Source organism: Paenibacillus medicaginis (assembly GCF_042138635.1).
GTDB classification, from domain to species: Bacteria; Bacillota; Bacilli; order Paenibacillales; family Paenibacillaceae; genus Paenibacillus; species Paenibacillus medicaginis.
Genome location: NZ_JBHIRY010000004.1, coordinates 286292 through 297452 on the forward strand (window position 1 = coordinate 286292; position 11161 = coordinate 297452).

General features: G+C 52.6%; 9 protein-coding genes and 1 riboswitch. Of the genes, 5 read left to right on the forward strand and 4 right to left on the reverse strand.

Annotated elements, in window-relative coordinates; all coding sequences use genetic code 11:
* Positions 1-73: 73 nt before the first annotated feature.
* Positions 74-1762, forward strand: coding sequence for an ABC transporter substrate-binding protein (locus ACE5LO_RS06890; RefSeq protein WP_375519276.1), 1689 nt, complete (start codon positions 74-76; stop codon positions 1760-1762).
* 62 nt (positions 1763-1824) lie between these two features.
* Here ACE5LO_RS06890 and ACE5LO_RS06895 read toward each other — a convergent pair whose 3' ends face one another.
* From ACE5LO_RS06895 to ACE5LO_RS06910, 4 genes are all read right to left on the reverse strand, one after another.
* Positions 1825-2832, reverse strand: coding sequence for an asparaginase (locus ACE5LO_RS06895; RefSeq protein WP_375519277.1), 1008 nt, complete (start codon positions 2830-2832; stop codon positions 1825-1827).
* Positions 2833-2932: 100 nt separating this feature from the next.
* Positions 2933-3607: a C40 family peptidase gene (locus tag ACE5LO_RS06900; protein ID WP_375519278.1), complete on the reverse strand. Its 675-nt coding sequence runs from the start codon at positions 3605-3607 to the stop codon at positions 2933-2935.
* Positions 3608-4231: 624 nt separating this feature from the next.
* Positions 4232-5548, reverse strand: a complete 1317-nt coding sequence (locus ACE5LO_RS06905) for a nucleobase:cation symporter-2 family protein (RefSeq protein WP_375519279.1) — start codon at positions 5546-5548, stop codon at positions 4232-4234.
* An 18-nt stretch (positions 5549-5566) separates the two neighbouring features.
* Positions 5567-6157, reverse strand: coding sequence for a xanthine phosphoribosyltransferase (locus ACE5LO_RS06910; protein WP_375519280.1), 591 nt, complete (start codon positions 6155-6157; stop codon positions 5567-5569).
* 165 nt (positions 6158-6322) lie between these two features.
* A riboswitch (purine riboswitch) is annotated at positions 6323-6426 on the reverse strand.
* A 96-nt stretch (positions 6427-6522) separates the two neighbouring features.
* Between ACE5LO_RS06910 and ACE5LO_RS06915 the strand changes: the two genes are divergently transcribed.
* From ACE5LO_RS06915 to ACE5LO_RS06930, 4 genes are all read left to right on the forward strand, one after another.
* Entirely contained in the window at positions 6523-7230 is a 708-nt protein-coding gene (locus ACE5LO_RS06915; protein ID WP_375519281.1) for a response regulator transcription factor, read from the forward strand.
* Positions 7227-8243 (forward strand): sensor histidine kinase, encoded by a 1017-nt coding sequence (locus ACE5LO_RS06920; protein WP_375519282.1) that lies wholly within the window; start codon positions 7227-7229, stop codon positions 8241-8243. Before ACE5LO_RS06915 ends, ACE5LO_RS06920 begins: the two co-directional genes overlap by 4 nt.
* 91 nt (positions 8244-8334) lie before the next feature.
* Complete coding sequence (locus ACE5LO_RS06925) at positions 8335-9099, forward strand: ABC transporter ATP-binding protein (protein ID WP_375519283.1); 765 nt, start codon at positions 8335-8337, stop codon at positions 9097-9099.
* Entirely contained in the window at positions 9074-10957 is a 1884-nt protein-coding gene (locus ACE5LO_RS06930) for an FtsX-like permease family protein (RefSeq protein WP_375519284.1), read from the forward strand. Before ACE5LO_RS06925 ends, ACE5LO_RS06930 begins: the two co-directional genes overlap by 26 nt.
* The last annotated feature ends 204 nt before the right edge of the window (positions 10958-11161 follow it).

Consider the following 11161-nt stretch of genomic DNA (forward strand, 5'->3'; position numbering starts at 1 on the left):
CTAGGTGATAAAATAAGAAGATAAAGAGAAGAAATAAGATGACAAACTTCCTATTTTAGGAGCCGATCAAACGATGAAGCTGTATAACCAATTTCTGCGTCTGCGGGCACAATACGGGGAAAGCGATGAAATTTCCGTAACCATGGATGAGCTTGCTGTAACCTTTGACTGCACGCATCGCAACGCACTCAGTATTATTAATAAAATGACACAGCACGGCTGGGTCCGCTGGACGCCGCGGCGGGGCCGGGGCAGCCGCTCGCTGCTGGAATTTCTGGTCAAGCCGGAGGAAATCGCGGCAAAATCCATGATGCAGGCCATCAACCGGCGGGACATCCGGAGAGCGATGGACCAGATTCATACCTATGCGCCGTCCGCCAGCCTGCAGGATCGACTGCAGGGGTGGATCATGTCCTACTTTGGCGGCCATTCGGAAATTCGCCGCAATCGGCAGATCGATACGCTGCGGCTGCCGGTACGGCAGAAGCTGTACACCGTAGACCCGTTGTATATGAATCTGCTGGCTGAATCCTTTGTATCGAGTCATGTTTTTGACGGGCTGGTCCGGAGAGATAGCCAAACCCAGCGGATTGTGCCGGGCCTGGCCCACGCCTGGGAGGTGAACGCCGAACGTACCGGTTGGACCTTCTATTTGCGCAAAGAAGTGCTGTTTCATCATGGCAAAATGCTTACAGCCGAGGATGTCGTCTACACCTTTGAGCGGTTGATGCGAACCTCGCAAAGAACGCTGTACAGCTTTATGTTCCGCCAAATCCAATCGGTCAGGGCCCTTAATCCCCTCACCGTGATGATGGAGCTAAAGGAAGCAAACGAGCTATTCCTGCCCTTCCTCTGCACCAGCAGGGCGGCCATCGTTCCGAAGGACCTGGATCAATTGGGAGAGCAGCAATTTGGTCTGAAGCCTGTCGGTACAGGGCCCTTCAGACTGACGGAAATGAGCGGGAGCCTCTGCTGCCTGGAGGTGTTCTCCCATTACTTTCAGGGCCGCCCCCATCTGGATCGTGTCGAAATCATCCACGTCCCCTGGGAGTCGGCGGATCATTCCGAGGATTCTTCATCCCCCTTCCACGTGATCCACAACCCGGCTTCCCCGGAGACGGGGGCGTGGAGCCAGATCCACTCGGATGTCACCGTGCGCAAGTTCATCACCTGTAATACGCAAAAAGCCGGACCGCTCCGCAATCCGGAGGCGCGGGCCCGCATCATAGCCTGCCTGCGTGGGGACGATGGTCCTGCCTCAAGCGCAGCCGAAAAGGCAGAAAGCGGAGCACCAATCTCCCTGCAAATTGCCACAATTCCGCAGTACCGACAGGATGCGGACCTGATTGCGGCACAGTTAGAGCAGGCAGGCTATACATGCAGCGTAGCATCGGTGCCGGTCGAGGATTTCAAGGGGGAAGTCCGGCTGCAGTCGGACCTGATTCTGTTCTCGCTCATCCGCGACCGGGATGAGCAGCTTCGCCTTTTCGATTTGTATTTGACAGCCGCAGAGCATGTCGACCCACATACGCGCATTGATATCGAAAAACTGCTGCGGAAAATAGGAACTGAACCGGACGATCAGGCCCGAGCAGAGGCGCTGGCGAAGCTGGAGACGCTGCTGATCCGCGAAAACCACCTGCACATCCTCTATGAGCGGCCGGTTCAGACCGCCTACCTGCCTTCCGTACGAGGTGTGACCTTCAACAGCCAGGGATGGGTCGATCTCAGACATGTCTGGTTCCCGCCAGCGTCTTTATAAAGGGAGAACGCCGCCGGAAGCCCGGCGGCGTTTCTTTTATTACATATTCAAATTGCTGCTAATCACTGCTGATCCGCAGGAATCGTAACCTCATTTACATAATTGGTGCCCATGATCCGCGCTGCTTCCGCCGAATCAGCCGCCTGCCCCAGCGCCCACATCATCTTGGTCACCAGCGCTTCCGTAGTCATATCGTAGCCGGGGATAACGCCCTTTTCCAGCACCTTTTGCCCCACCTCATAGATGGTCAGGTCCCCGCCCTCGTAAGGACACTGTGTCGTAACCGCGATGGTGATGCCATCCCTCATAAGCTGTTCGATTTTATCGATCAGGCTTCTTTCCTTGAACGGTACACCGCCAAGTCCAAAGCCTTCAATGACAATTCCCTTGTAGCCCAAGGATTGAATGGCATCGAATATCCCGGGGTTGGTGCCCGGTATCAGCCGCAGCAGGAACACTTCGGCACAATAGCTATCGTTATACGGATGGTTGACCTGTACCGAAGGCACAAGCCCTTCCGTATACTTCACCTTCCCGTCCTCGACCAGACCGATATATGGATAGTTGATGCTTTCAAAAGCGTTATAACTGCGTGTTCTGACCTTGGAGGAGCGGCTGCCGTTAATGATTTTGCCGTTGAAGACAACGAACACTCCCGCAACTTCTCCACAGGCTGTCAGAAAAGCATCGATCACATTTTTCTTGGAATCGCTGTTTTCAGCCAGAATGGATACCTGCGAACCAGTGAGCACCACGGGCTTGTGCAGTGTGCCAAGCATAAAGCTGAGCGCCGAAGCCGTATATGCCATCGTATCCGTCCCATGCGCAATCACAATCCCGTCGTACTTATCCAGAGATTTATGCACCATCCGCGCCATTATTGCCCAATCCTCCGGCTGTGTATTCGTGCTGTCAATGCTCATCAGATTGTAAGCATCTATGTGACAAATCTCCCGCAGCTCCGGAATCTCGGCCAGTATGCCTTCCGCAGACTGTGTAGGTGTAAGGCCATGCTCTTGATAGGATGAGGAAATCGTTCCTCCTGTACTGATAAACAGTATGTTTTTCATATGGATCAGTTCCTTCCGATAGCTCCTCTATAAAACCCCAACTTTTAGAGTATATCATCTGCAGAGGAAAATATCAGGAACTGCCTGTACTCTTTTACGGTTAAACGGGCTCTGTACGCACATCCGGATAATAGCCATGCCCTGACACCCCCGGCATCTCCGCCGGATATCCCCACTCTTCCTCCGCAAGCTGTTGTTGTACAAGCCTGCTCTGGTCGAGCAGCGGGTAGTCATACAGCGGCCCTTGATACACGTAGTCAAATGCGGGATGGACCAGAAAATCATTTGGCGTGATCAGTCCTGACGGCCGCTCCCACAACGGACAGCCGCTCTGCTTGAAGACTTCCGCAACAAACTGGGAGCAAAAGTAAGCATTCTCCGGTTCAATGCTCCTATGGAGCAAGACGCCCAGCAGTCCCATAAGATTGTATCTGTATCTGTGCTGATGAAGCCTGAAATCATCGATGGTCTCAGTCACTCTTTCTACGATGTCCCGGGTCACCTTAATACGGAGCAGGATGCACTCGGTGTCCGGATAACGGCTGTAGGTCCCATCATACACATCCTCCTGTACAAACCCGGCTACCCACGGGTAGGCCACTTGCTTGCGGCCAAAGCTGAACATTTCGTTCAACCCGGCATCCAGCGCCAGGGACGCATGATTATAGGGAGCAGCGGTAAACTGCCGGATCAGTGTCGTAAACTGTGTTCCCGTATGTGTCAGCAGTACATATAAACTATGATCTTCATGCTTTCTCTTTTTATAAAAGTACATTTTTATTATCACCCCAACTCATCATTGAGGCCATTATATGTTCTTCTTCGGGACGGGCAAACGGACCAGCGGCCGGATTGGAAGCTGGACTTTAGGCCAGCGTGAAGCAGGACCCGGGTGGTGGACCAGTCTTTGTCATCTTCTGAGACGCTCCGAGAACGAAGCATTCCTGCAATCGCTGTTGACCCCGAATTTCTATGAATGATTTTTCAGCGGTAGAAATTCGGGGCCAAAGGCGAGCGCTACCGCTTTTCCGGAATTGCTTCGTCCTCTCCGCTGCTCCGTACGTCCACATACATTTTAAAATAACAGTTAGAAATCGCCAATCTTCAGCGATTTCTAACTGAACAAAAAGGTCGAGAACAGGGAAACTTGCTCCTGCTCTCGACCTTTGTCCTTCGTGATCCCGTCTTTTCGCAATTCAAAGCTGAGTGCCGCCATTTACTCCCTTATGGGACATCCTTCTGCAGAGTACCTAGACTGTGACAGACGGACCGGCTTGTTACTGCTGATGCCCCTGACCGGTTGTTCCGAAAATTGGCGAATAGCCCGTCTTGGTCTGGGAAGCCTGCGGGTAGGAAGAGCGCCCCTGTGAACTGAGGCGCCAAGATGTTCACCCACTTATTATGCTTCCTGGGGAGCATGCGGTGCCGGAAAATCCGAACCCGGCTGTTCGAGACCGCCACTACGGGCAGAAAAAATCAGATTCAGGATGACCGCTGTCAGCGAGCCGGTTACGATGCCGCTCTGCAGCAGCATTTTACTCCATTCCGGCAGCATATCGAACATCTGCGGCACCGCAGCCGATCCCAGGCCTACGGCAATGCTGGAGGCCGCAATCAGGAGATTACCCTCTTTGCGCAGATCAACCTCGGAAAGAATGGAAATACCCGAGGCCGCGACCGAGCCAAACATCACAATCATGGCGCCGCCGAGCACCGCGTTCGGAATGACGGTCGTGAGCGCCGCCAGCTTTGGCAGCAGGCCAAGCACCACCATAATGATGCCCGCCGCCGTGATCACATTGCGTGTCTTCACACGGGTAAGCGTAATGAGCCCTACATTTTGCGAAAATGCTGTATAAGGAAATGCGTTAAAAATACCGCCCAGCACGATGGCCGCCCCCTCGGAGCGGATTCCGTTCACGATCTGCTTCTGCTCCACCTTCTGGTCCGTCGCCCGCCCGACAGCCAGATATACGCCTGTGGATTCGACCATACTGACGATATTCACAATAATCATGGTAAGAACAGCGACGATGCTGAACTCCGGCACACCGAAGTAAAACGGCTGCGCGACACTGAACAAAGACGCTTGTCCCACACCTGAAAAGTCTACGATCCCCATAAAATAACCAATTGCCGTTCCTGCAGCAAGTCCGACCAACACGGACACGACGCGCAAAAAGCCCTTGCCCAAACGGTTAAACAACAAGATGACGATCAGCGTAATCAAGGCGAGCAGCAGGTTGTGTGGGGCACCAAAATCCGCACTTCCCTGGCCGCCCGCTGCATTGTTCATGGCAACAGGGATCAAAGTCAGGCCGATGATCGTAACCACAGTTCCCGTCACCACGGTCGGGAAGAAACGGAGCAGCTTGCCGTATAGCGGGGCAAACAGCACGACAAACAGACCGGATAATATAATCGCACCGTACGCCGTCGCCAGATTGGAGGTCGAAGCGATAGCGATGATCGGACCCACGGCGGTAAATGTACAGCCCAGAACGACCGGCAGGCCGCTGCCGAAATATTTGATCCGCAAAACCTGCAGCAGAGTCGCAAGACCGCAGGTAAACAAATCCGCCGCAATGAGATAAGCGATTTGTGTTTCCGTTAATCCCAGCGCCCCACCAACAATGAACGGTACGGCAATCGCACCGGCATACATGGCCATGACATGCTGAAAGCCGAGAGCAAAAACTTTAGGTTTGCTTAACATACAACCACCTCCTCGAAATTAATGGACTAACGATTCTTCATCAATAAACTGCACCTGTCCCGGCGACATGGCTGCAATCCGCGCCAGGGAATGTACACGGATTCCCCTTTCCTCCAGCAGGCTGCGGCCTTCCTGGAAGCTCTTCTCAATCACACAGCCAACCCCGGCCAGCTCCGCACCGGACTCTGCCACGATATCCGTCAGCCCGACAAGCGCCGCGCCTGTCGCCAAAAAGTCATCCACAATCAGCACGCGGTCTTCGGGCCCAAGATACCGGCGCGAGATGCTGACCTGATAGCTCTCCCGTTTGGTAAAAGAGTACACCTCAGCCGTGTACACCTCTTCCGCCTGGGTTACGGCTTTCTTCTTTTTCGCATATACAAACGGCACACCCAGCGCAATGCCCGCGGCCATCGCAAACTGAATGCCGCTCGCTTCAATCGTTAGCACCTTGGTAATCTGCTCATCAGCGAAGATACGTCCGAATTCCCGGCCAATCTGCAGCGCAAGCCCTGTATCCACCTGATGATTCAAAAAAGAATCCACCTTCAGCACTGTATCGGATAAAATCTGTCCTTCGCGCCGGATGCGCTCTTCAAGTATCTTCATGTCTGCTTTCTCTCCCCTTGTTTTCTCCTGTAATGCTGAAAAACAAAAAGGACAGATTCCTTGAGCTGTTTCTCTCAAGTGAAACCTGTCCTTCCGGGCTTAGGATCTATCGAACGATCCAGCACCCAAAAAAGCAGCCGCTGCAAATTCAAATGGAATCCCCGTGCGGCATGCGAGTTCACTCATAGTCGGACAATTGCAGTGGTTATCCGGTAGAAACTTTCGGGCCTTATTCCCAAGATTATATGAGTTTCTATGAAATTGGATGAAATATTTCGTAAAATACTCTATGTATAGTACATGCTGTGTCATATGTTTTCAAGGAGAAATTTCAAGAAAAACTTTATGCAGGGAGAGTATGCCTTATGCAGCAAATTATGATCGTGGAAGATGATCCAAAGCTCGCTGAGCTTCTTGAATCCTATATCGTCAAATATGGCTACGATGTCCATCGCGTACGTGACTTCAGCCAGGTGATGGAGGAGTTCCAACAACATAAGCCCGACCTTGTGCTGCTGGACATCAACTTGCCCAGTTATGACGGATACTATTGGTGCCGCCAAATCCGCCTGACCTCCACCTGCCCGGTGCTGTTCATTTCGGCGCGCGCAGGCGAGATGGATCAGATTATGGCCTTGGAAAACGGTGGCGATGACTATATTACCAAACCTTTCAACTACGGAGTGGTAATGGCCAAAATCCGCAGTCAGCTCCGGCGGGCATACGGCGAATACGCCTCAGGGCATCAGGAGAGAATGCTGCAGGTGCAGGGCCTTGTGCTGCTGCCGGAAAGGCTGGAGCTCAAGCTGGGAAACGCACAGGTCACGCTCACCAGGAAAGAAGCGGATATTATGGAAAGCCTGATGGAGCGCTATCCACGGGTATCGAGCCGGGACGCCCTGCTGGAGAAGCTGTGGGATGACCAGTCCTATGTGGACGAAAATACGCTAAATGTCAATATAACACGGGTGCGCAAAAAGCTGCAGGAGCTGGGTGTTGAAGACGCGGTTGAAACCGTCCGGGGAACCGGCTACAAGCTGCACGTTACCTGGGACGGGGAGGCGGGGCAGTGAAGCTCTTCTTCCGCGAGCATGCCCTGCTTATTGTCGTGCAGGTCGTGCAATTTGCTTTGATGCTTTCCATCTATTGGCTGGACGGCTACCGCCAGCTGAGGCCTGGGTTATACTCGGCTTTTCTGGGCTTCTTTCTGCTTGGCTGTTATCTGGCCTATCACTACTTCAGCCGCCGTCGTTACTTTCAGAGACTGAATGCTCCCCTTGAATCCCTGGATGCTTCTTTTGAGAAAATGGAAACCGCCCCTGTAGCCGAGGCGCTGCAGGAGCTGTTACGCGAGCAGTATCGGCATTATCAGGAGCAACTGATCCAGGCCAGGCGGGAGCAGGAGCAGCATCTGACCTTTATGGATCAGTGGGTTCATCAGATGAAAACACCGCTGTCGGTCATCGAGCTTACCGTGCAAAATGTGGACGAGCCGGAGTTTGCCAGCATTCGCGAAGAGCTTGAACAGTTGCGCGGCGGCCTCAATACCGTATTGTACATGGCACGGCTGCGCACCTTCGAGCAGGATTTTCATGTGAAGGCGGTGCGGCTTTCCAAAATCATCAGCGAGGTGCTGAATGACAACAAACGGCTGTTAATCCGCAATCAGGTCTACCCGGAGGTCATCACGGGCGAACCGGACATCACCGCCGAGTCGGATGAGAAATGGCTGTTCTTCATGATTTCCCAGATCATCATCAATGCCGTGAAATACTCCGCAGGCTCCGGGGAAAAAGTAACGATTTCTTCCTATACGAGTAGATCGGAGGCCATCATCGAAATCCGAGATCGTGGTGTCGGCATTCCTGCCTCGGACATCAAACGGGTGTTTGATCCATTTTTCACAGGGGATAACGGCCGCGGATTCCGGGAATCGACAGGGATGGGGCTTTATCTTGTCAAAGAAGCGGCTAACCGCCTTGGCCACCGGATTGAGCTTGAATCACAGGTGGGCTCAGGCACGACAGTACGGATTATTTTTGCCTCCTATCAGCTTCGTCCAGAGCCGAACCTTACATGCATGTAAGCAAAGTGAAAGGGAAATCGATAGATGGCGCTTCGAGCGGCGGACTATACTGGTCACAGATTAGGAAGGCATTTTGAAGGGAGAACTGCACATGCTGAATGTGAACCAGGTATCTAAAATTTACGAGGGTAAAGTAGCCTACCGTGCTCTGACCGATATCAGCTTTACCATCGAAGACGGGGAGTTTGTCGGCATTATGGGTCCGTCAGGCAGCGGCAAAACGACCCTGCTCAATCTGATTGCGACCATTGATGAACCGACCACCGGCGAAATTCTGATCGACGGCCGCAATATCACCAAGCTTCCCAAAAATGGGCTGGCCCAATTCCGCCGCCGTGAGCTGGGCTTCGTCTTTCAGGACTTCAATCTCCTGCATACCCTGACGGTCGAGGAGAACATCGTTCTGCCCCTGACTTTGGACGGCAAAGGAGTTAAGGAAATGAAAGTACGGTCACAGGCGATTGCCGAAAAGCTGGGCATTACAGACATTATGAAAAAGCGCACCTACGAAATATCCGGGGGGCAGGCGCAGCGGGCTGCAATTGCCAGGGCAATGATTCACTCCCCCAAACTCGTGCTTGCAGATGAACCGACTGGCAACCTGGACTCCAAAGCTGCCAAGGACGTGATGCAGATGCTGGAGAGAATCAACGCTGAACAACGAGCCACCATGATGCTGGTTACACATGACGCGGTAGCGGCCAGCTACTGTCACCGGGTCATTTTCATCCGTGACGGCCGATTGTATACCGAGATCAACCGGGGCGACAACCGGCAAACCTTTTTCCAGAAAATCATCGACACCTTGTCACTGTTAGGGGGGCACGGCAATGACGTTTCGCCAGTTCGCCTTTAACAATGTCGCCCGCAACAAAAGGCTTTATGCCGCTTATTTTCTGAGCAGCCTGTTTACGGTGATGGTGTTCTTCACCTTTTCCATCTTTGCCTATCACCCGCTGCTCGGGCCGGGGCATATACGCAGCGATGCGGCAGCGGCGCTGGCTACTTCGAAATGGATCATTTTTGTGTTCTCGTTCTTCTTTGTGCTCTACTCGATGAGTGCCTTCCTGCAGTCACGCAAACGGGAATTCGGGTTGCTGATGCTTCAGGGCATGTCCATTGGACAGCTCCGCCGGATGGTTTTTCTTGAGAACATGATGATCGGCGCGGCAGCCACGGTTGGCGGGATCGGGCTGGGTCTTGTATTCGCCAAAGCCCTGCTCCTGCTGGGAGAAAACATTCTGTACATTGAAGGCAGGCTCGCTTTTTATTTTCCGCTTAAAGCGATTGCAGTCACGATGATTTCGTTTTTGATCTTGTTCATTCTGATCTCGTTCTTTATCTCAGCCGTACTGCGGAGCGGAAAGCTGGTCACTTTGATCAAAGGAAGCAAAATATCCAAAGGAGAACCGAAAGCGTCTGTCGTGCTCTCGCTGATCGTGGTGCTGCTGCTGGCGGTCAGTTATACGTTGTCCCTGCTGGCTAAAGGGATCATGGTCGTCATACTGCTGATTCCCGTGGTCATTATGGTAAGTGTCGCAACTTATCTGCTGTTTACCCAGCTCAGCGTGTATATCATCCGGCTGCTGAAGGAGCGCGAATCCATCTTCTGGCGGAAAACCAATATGCTGCTGCTATCCGACCTCGCTTACCGGATGAAGGACAATGCGCGTACGTTTTTCCTGGTCTCCATTATCTCGACGGTCGCCTTCTGCTCCATCGGCTCACTGTACGGAGCCAGAACAGTTCTGCTCGAGCCTATGATGGACAGCAATCCTTACTTGGTCAGCCTGAAATCTACAACATCCAATGCGGAAGCAGACGAGCAAGTGCAAATGATTCATGAAGAACTATCCAGGGCACACGTGCAGGCCGTCCCGCTGGAAGCAACCCTGACCTATTATCAGGTTGAAGGTGATAAAAAGCCGGTTCTGATCATCAGCCAATCCGAATACAATCGACTGGCAGATCCATTGCAGGCGGAAGAAATTCAATTGAAGGATGGAGAGGCTGCTGTGGCGGGGTATTGGATTTCCGGCGGACTCATGTCTGAACCGCAGACCGATTCCGAATACCGGCTGGCATCCGGTGTCACGATTCAGGCGGACCGACAGGTGCTGTCTACCATACTGCCTGAAAACAAAGCTTCGCTTGTATTGACAGATCAGGCTTACGCCCAACTCGGTCAACCTGATGATGTCCGTGAGTTGCATGTCTGGATAGGGGCCGCAGGACAGCCTGGTGCGATTGAAGCGGGCGAACGACTGGCGGAACAGCTTCCGTCCTCTGACAACTACTTGTTCTTCGCCAAAGACTATCAGATGATGGCTGTCATTCGCGGATATGCTCCGATGCTGTTTATCGGTCTGTTCGTCGGCATCGTGTTTTTTGTTTCGGCAGGCAGCTTTCTGTACTTCCGGCTGTATAGCGATTTGGACGGTGATAAAGAGAAATTCCGTTCTGTTTCCAAGCTGGGCCTAAGTGAAAAAGAACTGACCCGCGTGCTCACCCGGCAGATTTCGCTGCTCTTCTTTGCACCGATTGTCGTCGCATTGATTCACGGTGCTGTTGCGCTCACGGCCATGTCGAATATGTTTGCCTATTCGCTGTTCCGCGAGTCGGCCGCCGTGCTGGGCGTGTTTTTCCTGATTCAGGTTGTTTATTTTATCATTGTGCGGTTCTTTTATATTAAGCAGGTGAAGGCGGCGCTCTGATACTGCTTTTGTCTGGAATGCAAACAGAGCATTCCGCGAAATGATATGAAGGCAGTTGGAGGTGTCTACATGTAGAGTTGGAGATGTCTACATCTGCAATTGTAGAGGGCTCTATATGGTGTTATAACCTGACTTTTGCAGCTAAATCGAACGAAAAACAGCCGTGAGCCCTTGTCATTACTGGGTTCTCGGCTGTTTTTTCAT

What these genes read in the sequence shown, in the direction of transcription:
- ACE5LO_RS06890 (WP_375519276.1), top strand. Translation starts at nt 74, where the DNA reads ATGAAGCTGTATAACCAATTTCTGCGTCTGCGGGCACAATACGGGGAA.
- ACE5LO_RS06910 (WP_375519280.1), bottom strand. Translation starts at nt 6,157, where the DNA reads ATGAAGATACTTGAAGAGCGCATCCGGCGCGAAGGACAGATTTTATCC.
- ACE5LO_RS06925 (WP_375519283.1), top strand. Translation starts at nt 8,335, where the DNA reads ATGCTGAATGTGAACCAGGTATCTAAAATTTACGAGGGTAAAGTAGCC.
- ACE5LO_RS06915 (WP_375519281.1), top strand. Translation starts at nt 6,523, where the DNA reads ATGCAGCAAATTATGATCGTGGAAGATGATCCAAAGCTCGCTGAGCTT.
- ACE5LO_RS06930 (WP_375519284.1), top strand. Translation starts at nt 9,074, where the DNA reads ATGACGTTTCGCCAGTTCGCCTTTAACAATGTCGCCCGCAACAAAAGG.
- ACE5LO_RS06900 (WP_375519278.1), bottom strand. Translation starts at nt 3,607, where the DNA reads ATGTACTTTTATAAAAAGAGAAAGCATGAAGATCATAGTTTATATGTA.
- ACE5LO_RS06895 (WP_375519277.1), bottom strand. Translation starts at nt 2,832, where the DNA reads ATGAAAAACATACTGTTTATCAGTACAGGAGGAACGATTTCCTCATCC.
- ACE5LO_RS06905 (WP_375519279.1), bottom strand. Translation starts at nt 5,548, where the DNA reads ATGTTAAGCAAACCTAAAGTTTTTGCTCTCGGCTTTCAGCATGTCATG.